The following is a 23369-nucleotide window of genomic DNA, read 5'->3' as shown; positions in this document are numbered from 1 at the left end:
AACTTTACCTTTGCCGGTTGTAGTATTCCGGCATGGCGTGCGGATCCATTGCGTGCTCGGCCCTGCGGCCGAGAAAGAAGAAGCCACTGGCGGCGTCGGCCGCGGCCCGGCCGCGGCCGAACGCATCGAGATACCTGATCCAGAAGAACGGCAGCACGATCAGGCGTGACAGCTTGTTGCCCGCGCCGAGCGCGCGCGAGAAATAGCGGATCGACCAGGCCAGCGCCACGCCGGCGCCGCCGACCGGCCCGGCGCTGATTTCGGAAAACCGCCTGAACAGCCAGCGGTGGCCGCTTTGCGTGAAACGCGAGAAGTCATAGGCCTGCTCATGCACCTGCTGCATGAATGGCGTCTCCGCATAGACCAGGCCGTCCAGCCGCAGCACGCGGTGCAGCTCGGCAACGACGGTTGCGGGCTCCAGCACGTGTTCCAGCACCGCCTGCACCCAGACACCATCGAACACGCCGTCTTCAAACGGTAATTTGTGGGCGTCCGCCACCAGCACGGTGTGCGGCGAGGCATAGACGTCGGTGCCGACGAGTTCGATGGAATCGTCCCGGTAGAGTTCGTCGGCGCCCGAACCGATTGTGCCGCCGCCGACCACCAGCACGACCGGCCGCCGCGATTCCCGCTTCAACAGATCGATGAATTTCGTGCTGTTGGAGACCGCAACCGGGTTGCCCCCGAAGGTCAGGCGATGCAGCCGCGACCCCATGGAACGGCGACTGACGTCCCGTTGCAGCGCCGAGCCGTTCTCGGCGTCGTACATTCGGCGCTCAAAAATACTGGCCGCAAAATCAATCAGCACCGGCTGGGCGCCGATCCCGGGAAACCCGGCCCTGCTGTATTCGCAGGCACGGTTGGAACAGGACGGCTGTGACCACGCGTTCCGCAGCGCCGACGAACAGCGAGGGCAGCGAAGGCGCGTTTTCCAGTGCGCGGGTTCCGTATTCGCTACCGAGTGATCGACGGCAGAAAGCTGCAATGAAGGGCCTCGTATGTCATTTCTACTGCCCTGCCCACGCCTATTCGCCATCGATGCTATTTCGAATGCACTGACGGCGCAACAATGCAGGGACCGGGAACAATTCGGATGGTCGCAATCTGGAAATCGCAGGAAGGCGCCGCCCGACGGCTATCTGGAGGGCTTGCGGGAAATGCAACGCACGAACCGGCCTCGTTGTTTCGCACAAAATTTTAGGATATGTCGAAACGGTTTCCAACCGGCCTGCCCGGCGCCGCCGACCCGGCGACATCGGCTCAGCCGGAATAACCCGGCATTCATGACGCAACGATTTTGGATTTGACAATTTCCGACCCTGAGCAAATCCTGATCTGTCGGCGCGGCTTGCCACTTGAGTGATCGAGGAGTTGTCTGGCGTGTCAGCCCACGAATCACCGCAGCGACCTGACGGATCCGGCTCGCTTCAGGTTTTTGTCCTCGATATCGACCGGAGGCCGACGCTCGCTTTTGAAGCAGACGGCCTTGCCGCCGCGCAGGAAATTTTTGGCGACGCCGACCTGCTGGCCGATCTGACCGCGCTCACATCGGACGGCGCCCCGGTGTGCGGCCCCAATTCAACACTCAGCCTGCGGCTGGCCGTACAGGAGGAGATCGCTGCGTTCCGCCATGCGGTCGAACGGGCCCCGGCATCCGACCAGCCGACCATGACGTTCCTGATCAAGATCGACGGCGTTGTGGTCGTAACCGTCGGTCCCGAACGGGACTGAGCTGGCTTCGTCGTCCCCTTTTGCGGTTGCCGGGCGCTATCATGTCCAAGCCGCGGGTAGACGCAACCAACGATACCGACATTCGATAATAATTCCGATCTGGCTATCTATACCTGCTGAGTCATCGTCGTATCCCGTTCGCCAGCATCCTGGCGCGAATCTCGGATTTCAGGACCTTGCCGACTTTGGAGCGCGGAAGGTCATCCCAGACTTCAATCTGCTTGGGCGTTTTGACGCTCCCGACCCGCTGCTTCACGAAGCTCGATACCGCGGCGATGTCGACAGTGCGTCCTACTCTCGGCTGCACCACAGCGACAACGCGTTCGCCCCACTTCTCGTCTGGCAAACCGATGACGGCACAATCCTGAATGGATTCGTGAGCCTGAAGGGCGTTCTCAACTTCGACGGAATAGACGTTGAAGCCGCCAGTAATGATCATGTCCTTTGCGCGGTCGACGATGTAAAGGAAGTTGTCCGCGTCCAGGTATCCGATATCACCCGTATGATGCCAGCCGTGCACGGAGGCCTCCGCCGTCGCTTCGGCGTTCTTGTAGTACCCGTCCATGACCAGCGATCCGCGAACTACGATTTCGCCGCGCTCTCCGACCAGCATCAGATTGCCGTCGCCATCCATGATGCCGACCCGAACCAGCGGTCCGACACGGCCCGCCGACGTCAGACGTCCAGTCGCGGTCGAGCCATCGGCATTGTAATGGTCCTCGGGCGGCATCATCGATATCATCATCGGCGCTTCGGTCTGTCCAAAGAGCTGTGCCATCGGGCCGATCTTTTCCAGCGCCTCGGCCAGCCGCGCCACCGAAATCGGGGCCGCGCCGTACCAAAAGCATTGCAGCGAGTCGAGATCGGCGCTTTCGAGCTTCGGATGATCCAGCAGCATGTAAATGACGGTTGGCGGAAGGAATGTGTGCGTGATCCGGTAGCGGGCGATCAGATCGAGGAATTCCCCGATGTCCGGATGATGCATGATCACCACCCGGCCTCCGAGCGTCATGATCGGAAAACACAGCACGCCGGCGGCGTGCGTCAGCGGCGCGAGCGCAAGGTAGCTCGGACGCCCCTTGAACGGATAGCCCATCAGCGTCAGCGCGGTCATCGTTTCGATGTTGCGACCCGAAAGCATCACGCCCTTGGGTTTTCCCGTCGTTCCGCCGGTGCCGGGTATGAGCGCCAGATCGTCCACGGGATCACGCTGAAAGGGCTGGCCATCGATATCGGCAAGCCAGTGCTCGAACGACGGCGCATGCGGGAATTCGGCGTCAAGACACACGAGCTTGCGCAGCTTCGGCAGATTCGGCCTGATCTTGTCGACCATCTGCGCGAAGCTGCTGCTAAACAGCAACAGGCTGCAGTCGAACGCGTCCAAGATGAACTGATTTTCCGCCGCCTCGTTGCGCGGATTGATCGGACACCAGACGGCTCCGGCGCGCGAAATGCCGAATACGCAGGCGAAGGCGACCGGATCGTTGCCGGACAGGATCGCGACTTTCTCTCCGGGCGCAACGCCGGAATTGGCGAGTCCGCGCGCGATCCGATAGCTAAGGCGCTGCACGTCGCCATAGCTCAGGTCGTTTCCGTCCATGGTCAGGCATGGCGCATCAGCACCAAGCGAGGCGCCCTTATCCAGATAGTCGACAAGCCGCATGAGCCACCTCCCATAAAGAAGGCGGGTGGCGCGGTCGTGCGCGCCACCCGGTTGCGTCAATTGTGAACGGTCAGAATTGGGTTCATCACCAGTCCGAAGCTTCGCAACTGGCCCAGCAACTCCCGATGCCCGAACGCCTGACAGGCGGAGGCAAAGCCAACCTTCCTGGGAGCCGTCTGCAGCAGCGAGAAGGCGACATAGGCCTGCAGCATTCCGGTCTGCTTGTAGTTGCAGTTGCCGTGGATCACGCAATGGGCTCGACCGAGCGGTCCCGATGCATAGACGGAGTCGATCGAGGTATTAATGCGCGGATTTTCACGCGGCGGCATGGTTGCTTGCACCGTTGCCGCGATGTCGGCCAGCGCCTTCTCCTGCTGGTCGGCCGGCAGCGGCTTGATTTTCTCCTTCACCATCTGCTGGGTCTGAACCACGCCCAACATGACGTCGCGCTGCATGACGCCGCCGAGCACCCTGCAATTCGACACGCGCGGATCGTTCTTGAACCAGACCGGATGCGCGGTGCCGCCCCACGGCACAGCGATGGCACCCTCGTGCTGTCCGGGAACGTTGACCTCAAAATTGGTGGTCACGTCCCATTCGACAAATTTGTTCTGGACGAGATAGTACCAGTTCGCCTTGAGGATGGTGAAAATCGTCTGCGTCGAAGCATAGGTCGGGAACCCTTTCCACAGCACCAAAATGTCGAGCGTATCGAGGCCAGGCGTTTCGAGGCATATGTTCGCTGCGATTTCGCCCGTTGTGTACATCTGCGCGATGTTGGGCGCGAGCAGCAATCCTCTTGCCGCGAATTTTTCTCCCCAGCGCTCCTGCGCCAGCAGCACCCAGTCCTGCTCGCCGGTCGTATCCGTATAATGACAGCCGGCCGCAAGACAGGCTTCGACGACTTCCGGGCCATACTTGATGAATGGGCCGACCATATTGCTGACGACCTTCGCGCCCTTGAACAGTTTGGCCAGCGCTTCGACGGTGTGCTCAACCTCGGCAACTTCGTAGTCCGCGGTTTCGATGCCGGGAATTTTTTCGACAACGGCCTTCACTTTGGCCGCGTCGCGGCCGGCGGCAATAAAGGGAATGTTGTATTCCCGCAGATATTCGCAAACCAGACGCCCCGTGTAGCCGGAGACGCCATAGACGACCACAGGCTTTTTCTCGCTCATGTTCATATCCTCCCGAATTTCTATTTTCGCATCTGGTAATTTACGTGCCCATGCCGCCGTCGACCGGCAGACCGGCGCCGGTGATGAAGCGGGCTTCATGGGAGCAAAGGAAAACAGCGGCGTCCGCCATGTCGCCGACCTCGCCTAGCCGACCAAGCGGTGTCTGCTCGACGACCGAAGCTACAGCGGCGCCGGCGTCCGGTGCGAGTCCAGCGGCAACTATGTCGTTGGCCAGTTGCATTCCCATGTCGGTGGGGACAAGCCCGGGATAGAGACAGTTGACCCGCACGCCGTAGCCGAGCTTGCCGGCTTCGACTGCGGCGATCCGCGTCATGCGATCAACGGCCGATTTGGTGCCGGAGTATCCAGCAATGGCCGGGAATGCGATCGTGGCCGCGACAGAGGCAATATTGACGATGGCGCCGCCGGTACCTGCACTTCCACCGGGCCGCATCGCACGAAACGCGTGTTTCATGCCGAGACCGGTGCCGACGATGTTGACGTCGCACATCCGGCGCAAGTCCTCAGCCTTGAGATCGACCACGAGTGAGGTGATCTCGATGCCTGCATTGTTGATCAGAATGTCGTAGCCACCGAGCGTGGCGACGGTGGCTGCGACAGCCCTTTCCCATTGCGCGTCGTCGGTGACGTTCAGTTCCACGAAGCCGGTTTTGGCGCCTGTTTCCGCAAGGCGGCCGGCGGTTTGCTTGCCGAGATCAGCGAGAATGTCGCCGATCATCACGGAAGCGCCGGCTTTCGCAAGCGCCGTTGCGATCGCAGCGCCGATGCCTCGCGCGCCGCCAGTGACCAGAGCCTTGCGGCCTGCCAGAGTGTTTTCACCCATCGTATGCTCCTCCCTTTGTGATTTCATTGTTGTGACGTGCCGCTACCTGCCGAGCACGGATGCCTGCCGCCCTACGGGCGTGCCTGTTGTTTCTCTTTCGCTGAGAAAAAGCTTTTCGGCTGACCGGAAACGAAAATGTTGGCGGTGCTGGTGCGCTGCCTGCTCTCCCCCAATCGTTCGCAGCTTTTTTCCGGCCGCGACGCCCTAAACTTGACACTTGGCCAAGAATATCTTGACGATCGTCCAAAATTTAGACACTTGTCAAGTAATTCTTGACCAAGAGGGTGGAGGATGATTTTTCAGGGCATTATTGCTGCCGGGATGACGCGGCGATTCGGAGTTGGGCGTGCGCAAACAATCTGCGGTTACGAAGCGGAAAATCGAAACGACGGGACGGTCGAACTGGCCCTCGGATCGGATCGAACGGGGGCGTGTCGACAAATTCAGTGCCCGGCGAATCGAGCTTGCCGAGGCTGCATTGGAAACCCTGGCTGAGCTCGGCTATGCGAGAACCAGCCTGCGCGAGATCGCGCAGAAATCCGAGTTTACGCACGGCGTGCTGCACTATTACTTCAGCGACAAGGTCGACCTGATCTGCTGTTGTGTTCGTCACTACAAAGCCAAATGCGTCACGCGGTACGACCAGATCACGTCGGCGGCGCAAAGCCGCGACGAACTGATGAAGGGTTTTCTGGAAAAGCTCGGCGAGACGGTGCGCGACGAGGCGCGTATGCATCGCCTCTGGTACGATCTTCGCTCGCAATCACTGTTTGAAGAGGCCTTTCGCGACGACGTCGCCGAGATCGACAAGAGCCTGGAAGATATGGTGTGGCGAATAGCGTCGCGCTTTGCCTTACTTGGTGGACGGCAGCCAGTGGTCTCCCGGGGAGCGCTCTATGCGCTGTTTGATGGGCTCTTCCAGCGATGCCTGCTGCGGCATCTCTCGGGCGACCGCAAGGCGATCGCGGACCTGCAGGAAGAAGTAAAGCGCCTCCTCCCGTCCGTTGCATAGTAGCTGTCGGCCGTTCAGAGGCGCTTAAACGTCAAAACGAAACCCGGCAATCGATAGAGATTGTCGGGGTTTTTCCTGGCTCGGTTGCGGAAAGGCGCAACGAAGCACCTCAAAGGGAGACGATCCAGGAAATTTCGAATGTGAGCTAGCTCATACGCGTGAGGTAGGAGTTCCGGCATAGTGTCCGCTGATTCCGGCCACCTCAGGCGGCGGTCTTCAACCGGGCTTAGTGAACTCTCGCGTGTGGAGGCGCTCGTGCTGAGCCGATCTTCTGTCGCACAATCTCTCGCTCTACCCCTGCCGCGACCATTGCCGTATCAGAGGCTGACATTGCCGGACACAATGCAACAATACTACCGTGCTCGTGCCGCAGAGTATGACCTGTTCTATCAGGCGCCTGAGCGACTGAGTGAACTCACGCTATTGCAGGCGTGGCTGATTGAGCGCACGCGAGGACTGAATATTTTGGAAGTTGCGGCGGGGACCGGCTACTGGACCGAAATAGCAGCGCCGTTTGCTCGGGCCGTTACCGCGACCGATTTGAATGCCGAGACCCTTGAGATTGCTGCGACGCGGCGACTTGGTCAGCATGTGAGCTTGCGCACTGCCGATGCCTATTCACTCCCCCATTCAACTACGATATTTGATGTGGGGATGGCGCACTTGTGGTGGTCTCACGTCAAGAGACAAAAGCGCAAGTCATTCCTGTCGCATTTCGCCTCACGACTACGCCCGGCAGCAACTTTGCTGATGATCGATCAATTTTACGTTGACGGGTTCACGTCTCCCATCTCCCGAGAAGACCGGTGGGGCAATCAGTATACAATCCGGAAGCTCAAAGATGGACGCACTTACGAGATAATCAAGAACTTTCCACGGCCGGGTGAACCCGAAGAGACTTTCAATGAGATATGCACGAATATCAGCGTACTCAGATTGAAGCATTTTTGGGCGCTCAGCGCTCAGGTCCGCGACTGACACGATGATATACGAAGTCTTGGCGGCGCGTCATGGTACACCGACATCCAACCGTTCCTGTCACGTCACCGGGCCGGCGAGACAACGTTTGGCGCCGTCGCGGATGTACGCATAGTCGCTCCCCAAGGGCCAATGACGGGCGCAACGATGCCCCTTTCAGGAATGGGCAGACTGAGTTAACCTCAGCCAGGTGCAGCCGGCCATATTGCGGTCGGCCAACGTGGCGCAATTCCTCTGCAGAAGGTGACGATATCGCCTGACCAACTTCGCGGCCGCGTAAGTTTCTCAAAATGTGAGCACGCTGCAAGTGACTACGGCCATCATCGAACAGGATCGCACGGCTTGCCCGCGCTGCGGGGCCGATGTCGGCAGCAGTGACAATTTTTGTGGCGATTGTGGCTCGCCACTTCCACTGACCTGCAAGGTTTGCAGCAGCAAAAATTCTCCCGGCAAGAAATTCTGCGCCGCGTGCGGAGTAGCGCTCGCGACAAGGTTGCCTGAGCAAAATGGGTCTGCCGCACCAAAGCCTCGCCAGCCTGGGGCCGAACGCCGGCAACTTACAGTGATGTTCGTCGATCTGGTCAGTTCGACGATGCTTGGTGCCCGGCTTGATCCAGAGGATCTTCGCAAAGTCATCACCACGTATCAGGAATGCATAAGGAGTGTTGTGGCTCGGCTTGACGGCTTTGTCGCCCGCTACATGGGCGATGGCGCGCTGATCTACTTCGGATTCCCGCAAGCGCATGAGGATGATGCGGAGCGCGCGGTGCTTGCCGGCTTGGCCATTGTCGAGGCGGTCGGCCGTCTCAGCACGGTAGCCGGCTCCGCCGGAACGCTTGCCTGCCGAGTTGGAATTGCGACCGGGCCTGTCGTCGTCGGCGACGTCATAGGCTCTGGGTCGTCGCTGGAGTCGCCCGTGGTCGGCAATACCCCCAATTTGGCGGCCGGTCTCATCGCCATGGCTGAACCCGGCATGGTGGTCATTGCTGAAACGACCCGACGTCTTACGGGCGGATTGTTTGAGTACAAAGTTCTTGGTCCTGCCCGGTTGAAGGGAGGTCCGACGCCGATCTACGCGTGGGCTGCGCTCGCCGAAAGTCCGACAGATAGCCGCTTTGAGGCCCTTCGCAGCGGCAAATTGCCGCTGGTGGGACGAAAGGAAGAGTTGGACTTGTTGTTGCGCCGTTGGGCGCAGGCCAAAGCGGGTGAAGGACGCGTTATCGTTCTCATTGGAGAGCCGGGCATCGGCAAGTCGCGGCTTGTCGCGGCGCTCGAGCAAGGCATTGGGCAGGAGTCGCGTGCGAGAACCCGTCTTGTATGCTCGCCCAATCACCAAGACAGCCCGCTGTATCCCGTCATTCGTCAAATAGAACGAGCCGCTCGATTTGAGCGCGGCGACGCTCCCGCAGCAAAACTGGAAAAGCTTTTGCGTCTGCTTGAAGCCGACGTGTCGCCCGACCCTGACGTTGCAATTATCGCTGACCTGCTCTCGCTCCCACTGGCGCCGAACGATTTCCCCGACATCCATAAGCAGCCGCGGGGAAAGGTCATGGCTCTGGCCGCCATCCTTCGATATTTCGAGAAAATGAGCCGACGGGGCCCGCTGCTGGTCATTATTGAGGACCTTCACTGGGCTGATCCCACGACATTGGATCTGATGGGTTTGTTGGTTGAGCAAGTGGCAACGCTGCCGATGCTGGTAGTCAACACCAGCCGGCCCGAAACACGACCGCCATGGCTAGCTCGTCCACACGTCACGGTTCAAACGCTGAGCGGACTTCACCCTCGCGATGCCGCGTCTTTGATAAATTCAGTGGCCGAGGGACGAATTCCACGACAGGAGGTGGTCGACAGGATTATCGCGCACGCCGACGGAATACCTCTTTTCATCGAGGAGCTGACCAAGACTGTTCTGTACACTGGAATCCGTCTGGCGGATGACCCGCCAAACCTGGCCGATCCGCTCACTCCAGCGATCGTGCCGACAACACTGCAAGCTTCCCTGATGGCGCGCCTTGATCGTTTGGTCGCCGCGAAAGAGGTGGCCCAGATTGGATCGGTCATCGGCCGAGAATTTTCCTTCGAACTGCTGGAGAGCGTATCGACATGGCCGCGGAAGGACTTGCAGGAGGCGCTTGGCGAGCTCGTGCAGGCTGGACTGGCGACCACGTACGGCCAGCCCCCTCATTCGACCTACGCTTTCAAGCACGCCCTGGTACAGGATGCTGCCTACGCCTCTTTGTTACGCGAGCGACGCCGGTCGATTCATTTGCGTGTGGCCGAGCTGCTCGAAGAAGAAGTCATTCGCCCCGAAAGCCGTTTGCCTGAGATCATTGCGTGGCATTTTGGAGAAGCGGAGGCGGCCGACAGGTCGATCGATTATTACCTGAAGGCGGCGCAGCGGACGAACGGCCGATTTGCGCTGACGGAACGAGTAAGCCATCTACGCAAGGGCCTCCGGCAGATCGAACATCTTCCAGATTCGAAGGAGAAAGAGCGTCGCGAGCTTGCCCTCCAAGTTGCGCTGTACCAATCGCTTGTCGACGAACAAGGCTCGGGAAGTGAGGAGGTGCGCTCAGCGGTCGAGCGGGCAAGAGCGCTGTGCCTCAAGCTCGGCAATACACACGAGCTCATTCGAGCCCACGACGGCTTGTTCAATTACTATTTTTCTCACTCCCAACCTGAGACGTTGCTTCGCTATGCCGCTGAGATGTCCGATGTCGGCCAAAGGACCGAGAACCCTCAGGCCTTCATCATGGCACGGAAAATGTCGGGATTTGCCAATCTGCTGCTGGGGCGTTTCGAGACGGCATGCGAGGACATGCGGCTTCTCGTTGATACGTATAGTGAGGTCCGGGATGGGCAAGCTGCGCTGGCCGTGCGCGATCCCAAGATGGGGGCATGTACTGTACTCGGCATTTGTCTCACGGCGCTCGGCTACCCCGATTCCGGCGCTGCCAAGAGCCTGGAAGCAGTTCGATATGCCGACAGCTTGAACCACGCCGTGAGTCAAATCGTCGCTTTGCGGCGTGCATGTGTGCAACACATCATGCAGCGCGACACCCAAACCGTGCTGGAGCTTTCGCAACGACTTCTCGGTCTAGCGGCCGAATTCGAGACGTTTAAGGGAGTTCGCGATGGTGCCATCTTTAACTGTTGGGCGCAGCTGCAGATGCGCCGCGATCCAGCTCTCATGGAGCGCATGCGCGATTGCATTGAACAGTTCGACACCACGCAAAATTGGGCTCTGCTGCCGTTCTTCATGACGGCTACCGCCGAAATCGTGGGCATGTATGGCGATACGGACGGCGCAGTGGCATTGCTCAACCGGGCGGCTGAGCTTGTACACTCAACGGGCGAGCGATGGTGTGAATCGGAGATCATCCGCTTGCAGGCTCAGTTTTCCGCGCGAGACGCCGAGCACGCGCTGCACCTGCTCACAACCGGTCTGAATTTGGCAAGGCAACAACGGGCGAAGCTTTGGGAGCTCCGCGCGGCGACCAGCCTGGCTAATGTCCGGCTCGAGCAGGGAAATCGACAGGCAGGATGCGAAGTGCTCGCGCCTGTTCATGCGTGGTTTACCGAGGGTTTGACCACTCCCGACCTTGTTGCGGCGCGGGCCTTGCTAGATCGGCTGGAGGGCGATCTCGAAGCGCGGCCAACGCGTATCCTGCGGAGTGTGACGTAAGGAAGATACAATGAAGGAGTGCCGTCGGCGATTTCTGAATCTAGCTGCGGGTTCAGTCTTTCTGGTTGGCGAGCCCTGGAAGGCTTGGGCGCAAACATATCCAGCGCGCCCAGTCATCATCAGCGTCGGACTGGCGGCAGGCGGAGGGACTGACCTTGTTGCCCGACTTGTGGCCGACTGGCTGTCGCGGCGCTTCGGCCAACCCTTTATTGTTGAGAACCGTACGGGCATGGGCGGAAATTTGAGCACCGAGAGAGTGCTCAAGTCGGCGCCGGATGGCTATACCCTGCTGTTTGCTGCACCCAATACCACCATCGGCGCGTCGCTCTACAGGAAGCTGCCGTTTGATTTCCGGCGCGACGCCGTGCCGGTGGCATTTGTGATGCGTTTTCCGAACGTCATGGTGGTGCCTTCGTCGTTGCCGGTGCAGTCGGTGCAGGAGTTCATCGACTACGCCAGGCGTTATCCAGGCAAGCTTTCATATGCGTCATCGGGACACGGGACATCCCTGCACCTCTCCGGCGCCATGTTCAGTCTGATGACCAAAATCGACATGATCCACGTCCCATACCGCGGCTCGCACGCGGCCTATCCGGACCTGATCGAGGGCCGGGTCCATGTGATGTTCGACAATATTACGATCGCATTGCAGATGGCACGGGCGGGCAAAGTGCGGGCTCTTGGCGTGACCTCGGCAGTGCGCTGGACCTCGGCGCCGGAGATTCCGGCGATCGCCGAGACCGTGCCGGGCTTTGAGGCAATGGTCTGGTACGGCATTGTCGCACCCAGGGGGACCCCGTCCGACGTTGTTCTGACGCTCAACAAGGCGGTGACGGAAGCATTCAGTGACCCTGATTTTCTGGCACGCCTCGCGGATACCGGCGGGATGGCGATGTCCATGACTCCGGAGCAGTTCGAGAAATTCATCGATGAGGACATTGAAAGGTGGCGCAAGGTGGTCGATTTCGCCGGAGCCTGGATTGATTAATGCGTGTTCGTGCCGTGTTCGGGCTGCTACAATCAGGACGGGTGTCTGATTCATTTCTTGACGGGGTCGACGCCACGACCGGCCGATCTGTCGCAAAGTTGTCGTGTTCGAATTCGATGGCCGGACACTTGGACCCGGGAGGCGGGTCGTGTATTTTGGCGCTGCAAGCGGCCGTTTTCAGCGTTGTTTTTTAGCGTTGCAGAAGATGGAGATATCCAATGGGCGGCATTGTTACTGCGCACTATATTCTTGGTGCCAACAGTCACTTGAGCAGAGATCAGGTAGATAAGATCATTGAGGTCCTCGACATCAGGGATGAGAGCGGGCACCTGCTCAAGCCCCCTGTCGGCCCAAACTGCAATTACTTTCTGATCCTGGAAAAAGCCGATCAAGACGTGCCGATCGAAAACGGCAATTCGTCTTGACGATTATCGAATTCAAGCGCGCTGAAGAAGGCATCGTCGCTTACGAATTCATTCTCTTGATGCGGCGTTGCGGAAGTTTTCAGCGCGCAGAAAATGGAGCGATATTCGATGGGCGCCATCGTTAGGGCACAGTACACTATCGGTGCCCACAGTCACTTGACCAGAGAGCAGGTGGACAAGATCATCGAGGTACTCAACATCACGGATGAGTACGGGCACCTGATCAAGCCACCTGTCGGCCCAAACTGCACGTACTTGCTGGTCCTGGAAAAAGCCGTTCAAGACGTGCCCATGGAAGATGGTAACAATTCATCTTGACGATTATTGAATTCGAGAGCGCTTTCGGATCGAAACCGGTGCACAAGAAGGCGTCGGCGCTTAGACGAATTCCTTCTCTTGATGCGGCTCGGTGCATCGAGACGGCTGGTCTCGAAGGATCTGTTTGCGTGTTTGAACTGACCGAGCAGGCCGCGCCGATTATTTTGGAATCGGTGTCCGGGCGAGCCATGACATTGGTGCCGGGGGATCTTTTTCTTGGTACGCCGGGACACAGGGAATCCACTCGTTGGGTGGTGGGTCGCGTGCCCCCTGGCGGACTCCGCCCCGGAGCTAGCTATTGGGTGCTCGCCGATTCCGGAGTCGTTGGCGAGCTTATCGGTGACTCGCCGCTTGCGAAGGCGCATCTCGCGCAAGTAACGTATCGCGGGGCCATCCTGAACAACGAGGGCGAGATCCTGGACCTCGGGCGGTTTGCCTTGGTTGGCGATGGCAAAGCCGACCACGGAGCGCCCATTTTCCTGATCGTCGGCACGTCGGCCGAGGTCGGCAAGACGACGGCGGGAACCGCTGTGTTGAGAACGTTGCTAGGAAAAGGACACGTTGCCGTCACCGCCTTAAAGGCGACGGGCACGTCCTCATTGACCGAGATATTGCGGTATCGGGATTTCGGAGCCGCCCGGACTTTCGACTGCGTCGATTTTGGATTACCGACAACTTATCCGTCCGGGCGCCACGGCGCCGACGCCATTTTCAATCGCGCGCTCGATGTCACCTTGTCGAACGTATCCGACGGGGTGCTGATCGAGTGCGGTGGCGACATTCTTGGAGGCAATGTACCGATTTTCCTCGAATGCCTCAAACGCAGACGTGCCGAGGTCAAGATTATCCTGGCGGCAGCGGATGCGCTTGGTGCGCTTGGCGCCAAGCAGCTGCTCGGAGAGATGGGGCTTTCGATCAGCATGATCACCGGGCCTTGTACCGATACACCGACATTGCGGGAGCGAACACAGGCGCTGTGCGGGATCCCTGCACTTAACATGTCGAGGGGCGCCGCTCCGATCTAACGAGATTAAGTTTGTCGGTACAGACGCGATCACTAGACCTTTCGCATTCCGATGTTGTTGTCATGCGGTACCAGTCGCGAATCGGAGATCGACTTGCCGTCGCTGAATTTGGCGAGATTGCTGGCATCGCCGTTTGCCGAGACCGCCATAAGTATCGCATTGTCGGATGACGATGGTGTCCATCTGAAAGGACCGACCGTCGTTTCGGCGGCGCCGCGCAGCAGGTCGTTCGCGGCAAGCCAAGGTGTTTCCATCGGTTGCCAATCGTCGGGATAGACCAGTTGGCCTTGGGGCTTGTTCTGGAACGCGTTCACAACGACCGATGCTGCGGTCTTGCTGCCGCGATTTGTTATTTTGACGTATGCAAAATTGGCGACGCCAGGCGCTGGAGTCTGGTGGCCTTCAAGACCGTCGCCCGCAAGCCGGTTCCAAATGGAAAGGCAATTGGTGTGGTCAGCCTGGTATTGGTACTCACCTTGACGTCCGTCGTTGATGTAAACGTCAACATCAGGAGCAGCAAAATTGAACAGGCCCTGCTTCTGGAATGCCCAGTAGATGACCTTCTCGTAGGCGCCACCGCTATGTCCCCTGCAGGTCCAGTCGCAGGCGTCGGCGACGATCAGATTGCATAGCCAATCCGACGCGTGCTGCGGGTTGGTCGGATGCGTCAGTGTTTGGATAGCGCGCAACATGAGGTAGGTGGTGAATTCGGCTGCGAAGCGACGCTTGCGAACGTCGCTCCCGTCGGCTCCGCCGATCGCCTTGTAGAGATTGAAGTGGGTCGTGGAAAGGATCTGCTCCCGCTTAAGCTGCTTGGGTCCGTCATTCAGGTCCATTGGTCCATCCCAAGCCCAGCCATCATGAGGATCGCGATCATGTCTGCGGCCGTATTCGGTCCATGGAAATGTCAGGTTTTGGTCGTCGGCTTTTGACTCCGGATCGTTGAGAATCGCCGCCATACTGTCGCCGATACTGTGGGAGAACAGGAATTTCGTTGAACCCACGTGATTGAGCAAAGTGCCATGTCCCCCAAGCTCGTGCAGCACCACGCGCCAGTCGTCTGCGTTACCAATCGGCGGCACCGCGTCTGCTTCCGCGAGAGCAAAAACGACAGCCCGAATTCCCATCTTTATTTCGGTCCCGTCGGGCTGAGGAAATGGCGTTCCTCTCGTTTGAGCATCGGTGCTGGTTACGCCCTCCGTGGGAGCCCCGCGATGATCGACCTCAATGGGAAATGTAGTGCACGAAAAATACTCGTCGCGCTTGAACCCCAACGCCTCCACAAATGAAAAAAAGCGGTCACAGTTGTGATAGGCGTTGACGGCGGAAAATTCATCCGTGCGTACATTAAACTCAAATCCGGTGCCGGGGACGGGGTGGACGGGTGGTCTGATCGGGCCGTCGATATCGACGATCTTGACGTTGGTCCCGCAAAGCAACTGAGGATTGCTCGCGACCAAATTCGGCAGACTTACCTGCACGCGAAGAGGGTTCAGCGCATTGTTGTCGGCATCTGGCAACGGTCCGCCGTGTGACGTCACGGGGTCGGCGAGAAATACCTTTCCATCCATGTCGTTGGCAGACTCTTCAAGGTGCAGGACCGCCCGCGTTCTGGCCTCGAGCAGGGCAACCCAATGCGTTGGCCCGCGGCGCCCGTGCCGAAGGAGATCGAAGTGAACCGCCACAACCGCATTGTAGCTTCCATCGACGATGTCGGCTGGAACCGGCAATAACGGCATCTCTGGTTGATCGGCCTCGGGCAGCGGTGTGCGTTGCGCCGCGTCATAGCGATAGATCATCGGGTTCTGCTGCGTGATGCGCAGGGACGGGACGTCAAATCGCGAGGCGTTGTCGTCTATTCCCAGTTGGCGCGCTAAAGTCTGCTCATCAATCCTCGGAATCATCCTCGCGATTTTATCGAGAAAGTCTCGGTTGAGCGCCTCTTGTCGCGGTATATGCGCTGCAATGACCTGGAAAGACTCCGACAAGCGCTTAAGGTGGACCGCGATAGCCGACCGCCACACCGGCCAGCCATTCCAGGCCTGTTGGAAGGTGACAGTCGTGACGTCGAATTGCGTCTTTTCGCTCAAGAAGCGGTAGTCCAAATCCGGGCTGGTCGGTTCGATCGGACGATCAAGGTCCGTCAACTGGACGGGCTCGAGATTCAATAATTCTGCGTGTGCTTGAAGGTAGCTCTTCGCGGCCTCAAGGGCCGCGGCTGCACGGATAACGACCGGTTTCTGAATGTGCAGGACGGCGCGTACAATCGACCCTTTATCGCGGATAATGTATGCGTTTGAGAGTTCGTTGAACTCGATCGTTCTTTGCGGGTTGATGCCTGCGACTTCGGGCATTTGATCGATCCCTTCAATCCGGCCGGCGCTCTGAAGTAGAACCACTAGGCTGATAATCGAACTGATTGCGTTGCGCAGCCTATCATCATCCGTTATCGTTTCCAGTAGCCTAGGGGATTGTATCTTTCGAGATAGGGCGACAGAGTTTGTCTGACATTTGCGTGTTTGTTGGTCCGACAAGGCTGGAAAAGGGTCAGGACCGCGCCCATTTTTTTGCGCCTGCGGCGCTCGGCTCCGTATTTCAGGCCGTTCTGGCCGGCTACAAAGTGATCTGCATCATCGACGGTTATTTCGGCAACGTCCCGTCGGTGTGGCACAAGGAGATACTGTTTGCCTTGAAGAGTGGCGCAGCGGTTTGTGGCGCTTCCAGCACGGGGGCACTGAGGGCCGCTGAACTGCACACATACGGCATGGTCGGATTTGGTTGGGTCTATCGGGCATTTCGCCGCGGCGTGTTACAAGACGATGACGAGGTGTGTGTGATCCACGCCGTTTCGGAGCTGAATTTTGAATCGCTTTCGGAGGCAATGGTGAACATCAGGCGCTCCCTTCGAAACATGAGAAGCCGCGGGCATATCAATTCCGAGCATGAAGTTCGTATTGCATCGTCGCTGAAGGAGATTCACTTTTCCGGACGCACCTTGTCAGCGATCCGGGGCGCGTTCGAAGACGAGTTTGGCAGCCGGGGGGCTGCCATGTTCGACCTCTATGAAACCTGCAAGATCGACATCAAAGCTTTGGATGCAGAAATGATGTTGAACGCCGTGCTGTCATCGTCCCCCACGTGCAAGAATGGTGGATGGGAATTGCCGGCGACAGATTATTGGACAAAGCAGTTTTTGATCGAGACCGGTGACATTCCTCCGATCAGCAGATGGTAGTCGGCATCCAAGCCTGAGTAGCCGACACTTTTTGACTGCATTCGGCTTCTCGTCCGGGGCGCGGCACAAATGAGTCTGGGCAACGATCTAGGCGGCACCATTCGCGAACGGGCGGCACGGGAAACTCTTGCTCGGTTGAAGCCGTTGCTGGCTGGTTTTGGAATCGCTCGTCTCGCCAACATCACGGGGCTCGATACCATCGGGATCCCGGTTTGGACGGTCGTTCGACCCTTGGGCCTCTCCCTGTCCGTCTCGCAAGGAAAGGGCATAACCCACGAACTGGCGACCGTGTCGGGCATCATGGAAAGCATCGAAGTCTTTCATGCCGAACAGCGCCGGCCGCCTCCCGCCGTTCGGGATCTCTTCGAATGCAACCGTGATCCATCCTTCATCTCTCCGCATCGGCTGGCAATTCGCTCGGACGCCGAGGTGTCCGAAAGTAGACAGGTACCATGGCTGAAGGGCGAGGATTTGCTGGACGGCGGCCAGAAGTGGATTCCTTCCGAACTGCTGGATTTGGATTTCTCCAAGCGCAAAGCGAGACCCGTATTCCTGACGTCGTCAAATGGACTCGCGTCAGGAAATACGCGGACGGAAGCGATCGTCCACGGGCTTTGCGAGGTCATCGAGCGAGACCAGGTATCTTTCTGGTCTGTTGAACAGGACAATTTGAACGTGGGCGGAAGGCGCCGTGTGATCGTGCAATCGATCAGGGATCCGGTCTGCCAGCCGCTCGTTGAGAAGTGCCTGTCGGCAGGGCTGGAGATCTTTATTTGGCACGCGACGGTCAATATCGAGATTCCTGTTTTCACTTGCACGATCATCGATCGCCGAAACGCGACACCTTATCCGCAGCAGGCATCGGGTTACGGGTGCCATCCGATTGCGACGATCGCGCTCGCTCGCGCCATTACTGAAGCGGCGCAAAGCCGGGCGACCCACATTTCCGGCCTGCGTGAGGACCTCACCTGGTCGCGCTATCGCGAAGAATTCCCCTGCGAAACGCCCGGGAATCGCGCCGCACTGGCGAAAATGGCGTCCCAGCCTGCAACGGTCGACTTTGGCAAGCTATGCGCGGAATCCGAGGGCATGTCGTTGGACTTGCCGGCGCTGCTGCAGGAAATCTTGAAACGACTGGGCAAGGCAAACCTGCGCAACGCAATCGTGGTGGATCTGGCGGAGAACGAAGTATTTTCAGTCGTGTTCGTGTGTGTCCCGGATCTGGAATACAAAACGCCCAAGGCGGGCGCGCTGTACAGGCCCGGCTGGAGAATGTGTGAATTTCTAAAACAACAAGGGCTGGGGCGTGAAGACTTGCAACCAGCCTAGCAGCAAGCCCATCGCCCAATACGCCCGGCAAGGCGATTAAAGTGCAAGAATACCTTCGGTTCACGAGCGGGCTCGTTGCAAGGCGTTCCGACTTCGATCAAGAATATCTTCACCGTCGCGGGTTTTCCGACCTAAGCAGGCTCGCCCAAGCGCATGCCGCCGAAATTCGAGCGGATATTGCGGACGCGCCTGTCATTGGGCCGATTGACACGATAGGGTCGCCGCATCGCGCGCAACTCCGTCGAATTCACGCTGCGACTTTCCTACGGGCGCTTCCACGAGCGACATTGCCGGTCAATGTTGCGACAGCAAAAAGCCCTTGAAAACGATGTGTTTTCAAGGGCTTTATTTGGTTGCGGGGATAGGATTTGAACCTATGACCTTCAGGTTATGAGCCTGACGAGCTACCGGGCTGCTCCACCCCGCGTTAAACCGTTGCGCTGCCTTCGAAAAGCCGGTGTCGAAACGATCCCGGCGAACGCCAGACGACGCCGACCGATCCCGTTCCGAGGCTTCCTGAGAAGGCGACCCGGGCCGAAGCCATCGGGCGCGAGGCGTATGTATCAACGTCGCCCCGCTTTGGAAAGGGGAAAGGCTCGGCTTTTGAGGATTTTATGACAGCAAAAACGAGGGTTTGAGGGGACAAAACCGCCTCCTGGAACCGCTCTTGCCATAAACGCCGCAAAAGCGGAGTTTTGGCCCCCAAAGCGTGGTCAGGCCGGCCTGCCACAACAAAAGCGGGGGGATGGGTGTGACCGATACATTCGACTTCGTGGTGGTGGGCGGTGGCTCCGGCGGCTGCACGGTGGCTGGGCGGCTGTCGGAGGACCCGAACATTTCGGTGGCGGTGCTGGACGCCGGCGGCAAGAACGACAATTGGGTGGTCACGACCCCGTTCGCACTCGTGCTGATGGTCGCCGGCAACGTCAACAACTGGGCCTTCAACACCGTGCCGCAGAAGGGCCTCAACGGCCGCATCGGCTATCAGCCGCGCGGCAAGGGGCTCGGCGGCTCTTCCGCCATCAACGCGATGGTCTATATCCGCGGCCACCGCGCCGACTACGATCAATGGGCCTCGCTCGGCAATGCCGGGTGGTCGTTCGCCGAAGTGCTGCCCTACTTCAAACGCGCCGAAGACAATTCCGACTTTGACGGCGAATATCACGGCAAGGGCGGCCCGCTCGCCGTCAACAAGTCGCGCACCGGCAATCCGGTACAGCAGATCTTCCTGCAGGCGGCGCAGGAAGCGCAGTTCCGCCTGCGCGAGGATTTTAACGCCGATGAGCACGAGGGGCTCGGCATCTATCAATTGACGCAGAAGAATGGCGAACGCTGCAGCGCCGCGCGCGCCTATATTCACCCGCATATGGCAAACCGCGCCAATCTGCGCGTCGAGACCCATGCCCATACCACCCGCATCCTGTTCGAAGGCAAGCGCGCGGTCGGCGTCGAATACCGCCAGGCCAAGGAGTTGAAGCAGATCCGCGCCCGGCGCGAGGTGATCGTGTCCTCCGGTGCGTTCCAGACCCCGCAATTGCTGATGCTCTCCGGCGTCGGCGACAGTGCCGAGCTTGGCAAGCACGGCATTGCCACCGTGCATCATCTGCCCGGCGTCGGACAGAACCTGCAGGACCATCCGGACTTCGTGTTCGGCTACATGTCCGACAATCCCAACTTCAACGGCATTTCGCTTAAAGCGTTGCCGCGGCTGCTGCGCGCTATCGGCCAATACCGGCGCGAACGAAGGGGGCCGATGACGTCGAACTTCGCCGAGTGCGGCGGCTTCCTGAAAACCCGGCCGGACCTCGACGTGCCCGATATCCAGCTTCATTTCGGCATGGCGCTGGCCGACGACCACGGCCGCAAGCGCCATCGCGGCACCGGCTTCACCTGCCACGTCTGCCTGCTGCGGCCAAAAAGCCGCGGCAGCGTTTCGCTCGGCAGCGCCGATCCGCTTGCAGCACCGCTGATCGACCCGAACTTCTTCGGCGAGGCGGACGATCTGGAAACCATGGTAGCGGGCTTCAAGACCACGCGGCGGCTGATGGAGACGCCGGCGCTGCGCGCGTTGCAGAAGAAGGAGATGTTCACGGAAGGCGTGCATAGCGATGACGACATCCGCAACCTCCTGCGCGCGCGTGTCGACACCGTCTATCACCCGGTCGGGTCAGCCAAGATGGGCGTCAACGATCCGATGGCCGTGGTCGATCCGAAGCTGAAAGTGTACGGCATCGAAGGATTGCGAGTGGTCGACGCCTCGATCATGCCGACCCTGATCGGCGGCAACACCAACGCACCGACCATCATGATCGGCGAGAAGGCCGCCGACATGATCAAAGCGGAGATACGGGCGAATTGATCGCCCCGCTATCGCGAGAAGTGCAATAGCCCGTGACCCGGTCGTTCAGACGGGACGAAGTCCTCGCGGGCACGCTTTGGCTTGTCGATGCAGACGATTTTAGCGATCGCCAGTCCGATTCATTGACGAAGCATCGGTATCGAAACCGGGTGGAATATTCCCCATGAACAGTTTCGATGCCGTCGTCTATCTCGGACTGACTATTGCCGTGGTCACCGGTTTCAATACCGGGCTATTGCGCAGCGCAATTGCGATTCTGGCCTATATCGCCGCGATGCCGATCGCGATGGGGCTGGTGCCGCTGGTGACGCCGCCGCTCGATGGCCAGCATGCCCTGCCGTTCGCGCAGAATTCGGGGCTGTTCTTCGGAGTTTTTCTGGTCACCGGCATGGTGCTCGGAAAGCTGGCGTGCATCGTCCTCGACGACTTCATTGGACCGCAAGCCGGCATCGGAGACCGCCTTGCCGGCGCCACCCTTGGCGCAGTGCGCGTCGGCCTGATTGCGATCACGGTTGTGCTGATCTTCGATCAGCTTGTGCCGGCAAACCGGCAGCCGGCATTCATGACCGGGTCGCAGTTGCGGCCTCTGCTATCGGCCGCCGCGCAAATGGGCGTCAAGTCTCTTCCGCCGGATCTCGTGGCGGCGATCGACCGCCTGAAGAAAGACCGGCACATATAATCGGCGTGGTCTCCCTGATATGCGTTTCGGCGGTAGCCGCTCCCTTATCAGGGCCGCTCGACTTGGTTAGAGTAGTTCATCCGACTTTCAGAAAATCACCTGACACAACGGGAGAGAAACCGTGGATCTTGAGATCAAAGGCCGCCGCGCCATCGTCTGCGCATCGAGCAAGGGCCTGGGGCGCGCCTGCGCCATGGCGCTGGCCAATGAAGGCGTGCATGTCACGCTGACCGCACGCGGCGCGGAGGCGCTGAAAAAGACCGCCGATGAAATCCGCAAAGCCTATCCGACCGTCACCGTCACGGAAGTCGCCGGCGACATTACGACGCCGGCCGGGCGCGAAGCCGCGCTGAAAGCCTGTCCCGATCCGGACATCCTGATCAACAATGCCGGCGGCCCGCCGCCCGGCGATTTCCGCAACTGGACCCGCGACGACTGGATCAAGGCGATCGACGCCAACATGCTGACGCCGATCGAACTGATCAAGGCGACGGTGGACGGCATGATGGCGCGGAAATTCGGCCGCATCGTCAATATCACCTCGGCCGCGGTGAAGGCGCCGATCGATATTCTCGGCCTTTCCAATGGCGCGCGTGCCGGCCTCACCGGCTTCGTCGCCGGGCTGTCGCGCAAGACCGTGATCAGCAACGTCACCATCAACGCGCTGCTGCCGGGACCGTTCGACACCGACCGCCTGCGCGGTGTGGGCAAAGCGGAGGCCGAGAAGCGCGGCATCACGCCGGACCAGGTGTTTGCCGAGCGCGCCAAGCAAAATCCGGCCGGACGGTTCGGCGAGCCCGATGAGTTCGGCTATGCCTGCGCCTTCCTGTGCGGCGCCAGGGCCGGCTACATCACCGGGCAGAACATCCTGCTCGACGGCGGCGCATTTCCGGGTACGCTGTGAAAGCGGTCTGGTACGAGCGAACGGGCCCCGCGCCCGATGTGCTGACCTATAGCGAGATGCCGACGCCCACAGCCGGCCCGGGCGAAGTCCGGGTGCGGCTGGAGGCGTCCGGCATCAATCCCGCCGATGTCGGCCGCCGCGGCGGCAGCTATCGCGCGATGGAATATCCGCGCGTCATTCCGAACAGCGACGGTGCTGGCATCATCGACCAGGTCGGCGACGGCGTCACGCGGCTCAAGCCCGGCCAGCGCGTCTGGCTGTTCAACGGCCAGCGCAACGGCCGCGCCTTCGGCACGGCGGCTGAATATATTGCGCTCGCCGAACATCTGGTGACGCCACTGCCGGACAATCTCTCGTTTGCCGAAGGCGCCACCCTCGGCATCCCCGCCATGACGGCGTGGACCTGCCTCTATTGCGACGGCCCGATCGTGGGACAGACGGTGCTGGTCACCGGTGGTGCGGGCGCCGTCGGTCACTATGCCGTGCAACTCGCCAAATGGGGCGGCGCCAAGGTGATCGCGACCGTCAGCTCGGCGGCCAAGGCCGAACAGGCGCGGCTTGCGGGCGCCGACCTCGTTGTCAATTACAGGACCGAAGACGTCGTCGCCAAAGCGATGGCCTTCACCGGGCAGCGCGGCGTCGACCGCGTCGTCGATGTCGATTTCGGCGGCAATATCGATACCACGCTGAAGCTGATGGGCATGAATTCCACGATCGCGGTCTACGCCACCAACGGCAATCGCACGCCGGTCGTGCCGATGCGCGAATTGATGGAAAAATGCATCGCGCTGCGCGCGCTGGTGCTGTTCGCGCTGCCACAGCCTTTATTGGCGGCAGCGCAGGCGGACGTTTCAAAATGGCTGGCAGCCGGTCCGCGCATTCACAACGTCGCTGCGCAGTTTGCGCTCTCCGATACCGCGCAGGCACATCTGGCGGTGGAGAAAGGCGACAAGCTGGGAACCGTCATCGTCGATTGCGCGCGGTAACTGCTGGATCGGTTTCGCGCGCCGGAT

19 protein-coding genes and 1 tRNA gene are annotated in these 23369 nt (G+C 59.7%); 14 read left to right on the top strand and 6 right to left on the bottom strand.

The genetic code is table 11. The features are described 5' to 3' along the window. Nucleotides 1-4: 4 nt before the first annotated feature. Nucleotides 5-769 carry a class I SAM-dependent methyltransferase gene (locus tag V1283_RS42660; RefSeq protein ID WP_334392563.1) on the bottom strand — a complete coding sequence of 255 codons (765 nt, stop codon included), beginning with the start codon at nucleotides 767-769 and terminating at the stop codon, nucleotides 5-7. A 590-nt stretch (nucleotides 770-1359) separates the two neighbouring features. Between V1283_RS42660 and V1283_RS42655 the strand changes: the two genes are divergently transcribed. Next, a complete protein-coding gene (locus tag V1283_RS42655; RefSeq protein ID WP_334392562.1) occupies nucleotides 1360-1731 on the top strand; it encodes a hypothetical protein in 372 nt (123 codons plus the stop codon). Nucleotides 1732-1852: 121 nt separating this feature from the next. On the opposite strand, the gene V1283_RS42650 is transcribed toward V1283_RS42655, so the two are convergent. Genes V1283_RS42650 through V1283_RS42640 form a run of 3 tightly spaced genes read right to left on the bottom strand, consistent with a single transcriptional unit; the run spans nucleotide 1853 to nucleotide 5416 of the window. After that, a complete protein-coding gene (locus tag V1283_RS42650; protein WP_334392561.1) occupies nucleotides 1853-3394 on the bottom strand; it encodes an AMP-binding protein in 1542 nt (513 codons plus the stop codon). A gap of 56 nt (nucleotides 3395-3450) precedes the next feature. Beyond that, nucleotides 3451-4572, bottom strand: a complete 1122-nt coding sequence (locus V1283_RS42645; RefSeq protein ID WP_334392560.1) for a DUF5938 domain-containing protein — start codon at nucleotides 4570-4572, stop codon at nucleotides 3451-3453. 40 nt (nucleotides 4573-4612) lie between these two features. Continuing rightward, on the bottom strand, nucleotides 4613-5416 hold the full coding sequence (locus V1283_RS42640) for an SDR family NAD(P)-dependent oxidoreductase (protein ID WP_334392559.1): 804 nt from the start codon (nucleotides 5414-5416) through the stop codon (nucleotides 4613-4615). 346 nt (nucleotides 5417-5762) lie between these two features. On the opposite strand from V1283_RS42640, the gene V1283_RS42635 reads away from it, so the two are divergent. From V1283_RS42635 to V1283_RS42605, 7 genes are all read left to right on the top strand, one after another. Continuing rightward, entirely contained in the window at nucleotides 5763-6428 is a 666-nt protein-coding gene (locus V1283_RS42635; RefSeq protein WP_334393386.1) for a TetR/AcrR family transcriptional regulator, read from the top strand. Between the two features lie 180 nt (nucleotides 6429-6608). After that, complete coding sequence (locus V1283_RS42630) at nucleotides 6609-7406, top strand: class I SAM-dependent methyltransferase (RefSeq protein ID WP_334392558.1); 798 nt, start codon at nucleotides 6609-6611, stop codon at nucleotides 7404-7406. 292 nt (nucleotides 7407-7698) lie between these two features. After that, nucleotides 7699-11094 (top strand): adenylate/guanylate cyclase domain-containing protein, encoded by a 3396-nt coding sequence (locus V1283_RS42625; protein ID WP_334392557.1) that lies wholly within the window; start codon nucleotides 7699-7701, stop codon nucleotides 11092-11094. 10 nt (nucleotides 11095-11104) lie between these two features. After that, on the top strand, nucleotides 11105-12082 hold the full coding sequence (locus tag V1283_RS42620) for a Bug family tripartite tricarboxylate transporter substrate binding protein (RefSeq protein WP_334392556.1): 978 nt from the start codon (nucleotides 11105-11107) through the stop codon (nucleotides 12080-12082). A 218-nt stretch (nucleotides 12083-12300) separates the two neighbouring features. After that, nucleotides 12301-12507 (top strand): hypothetical protein, encoded by a 207-nt coding sequence (locus V1283_RS42615; RefSeq protein WP_334392555.1) that lies wholly within the window; start codon nucleotides 12301-12303, stop codon nucleotides 12505-12507. A gap of 108 nt (nucleotides 12508-12615) precedes the next feature. Further along, the gene (locus tag V1283_RS42610) at nucleotides 12616-12825 is read left to right on the top strand and encodes a hypothetical protein (RefSeq protein WP_334392554.1); all 210 of its coding nucleotides are present in this window, start codon (nucleotides 12616-12618) and stop codon (nucleotides 12823-12825) included. Between the two features lie 128 nt (nucleotides 12826-12953). Beyond that, a complete protein-coding gene (locus tag V1283_RS42605) occupies nucleotides 12954-13850 on the top strand; it encodes a hypothetical protein (protein WP_334392553.1) in 897 nt (298 codons plus the stop codon). Nucleotides 13851-13882: 32 nt separating this feature from the next. Here the strand turns inward: V1283_RS42605 and V1283_RS42600 are convergent, their stop codons facing one another. Continuing rightward, nucleotides 13883-16204: a hypothetical protein gene (locus tag V1283_RS42600; protein WP_334392552.1), complete on the bottom strand. Its 2322-nt coding sequence runs from the start codon at nucleotides 16202-16204 to the stop codon at nucleotides 13883-13885. 146 nt (nucleotides 16205-16350) lie between these two features. Here V1283_RS42600 and V1283_RS42595 point away from each other — a divergent pair, with 146 nt between their 5' ends. Then, a complete protein-coding gene (locus V1283_RS42595) occupies nucleotides 16351-17085 on the top strand; it encodes a TfuA-like protein (protein WP_334392551.1) in 735 nt (244 codons plus the stop codon). 69 nt (nucleotides 17086-17154) lie between these two features. Next, entirely contained in the window at nucleotides 17155-18414 is a 1260-nt protein-coding gene (locus V1283_RS42590) for a YcaO-like family protein (RefSeq protein ID WP_334392550.1), read from the top strand. 350 nt (nucleotides 18415-18764) lie between these two features. Here V1283_RS42590 and V1283_RS42585 read toward each other — a convergent pair. After that, nucleotides 18765-18841, bottom strand: a tRNA-Met gene (locus V1283_RS42585). A gap of 324 nt (nucleotides 18842-19165) precedes the next feature. On the opposite strand from V1283_RS42585, the gene V1283_RS42580 reads away from it, so the two are divergent. From V1283_RS42580 to V1283_RS42565, 4 genes are all read left to right on the top strand, one after another. After that, complete coding sequence (locus V1283_RS42580) at nucleotides 19166-20773, top strand: GMC family oxidoreductase (RefSeq protein WP_334392549.1); 1608 nt, start codon at nucleotides 19166-19168, stop codon at nucleotides 20771-20773. A 163-nt stretch (nucleotides 20774-20936) separates the two neighbouring features. Continuing rightward, nucleotides 20937-21452, top strand: coding sequence for a CvpA family protein (locus V1283_RS42575; protein ID WP_334392548.1), 516 nt, complete (start codon nucleotides 20937-20939; stop codon nucleotides 21450-21452). A gap of 121 nt (nucleotides 21453-21573) precedes the next feature. Next, nucleotides 21574-22356 (top strand): SDR family oxidoreductase, encoded by a 783-nt coding sequence (locus V1283_RS42570; protein WP_334392547.1) that lies wholly within the window; start codon nucleotides 21574-21576, stop codon nucleotides 22354-22356. Further along, nucleotides 22353-23342, top strand: coding sequence for an NADPH:quinone reductase (locus V1283_RS42565; RefSeq protein ID WP_334392546.1), 990 nt, complete (start codon nucleotides 22353-22355; stop codon nucleotides 23340-23342). Before V1283_RS42570 ends, V1283_RS42565 begins: the two co-directional genes overlap by 4 nt. The last annotated feature ends 27 nt before the right edge of the window (nucleotides 23343-23369 follow it).

This window comes from Bradyrhizobium sp. AZCC 2262 (genome assembly GCF_036924535.1).
Classification (GTDB): domain Bacteria; phylum Pseudomonadota; class Alphaproteobacteria; order Rhizobiales; family Xanthobacteraceae; genus Bradyrhizobium.
The sequence above is the reverse complement of the archived record's forward strand: the minus strand, read 5'-3'. Positions and strand labels throughout refer to the sequence as shown.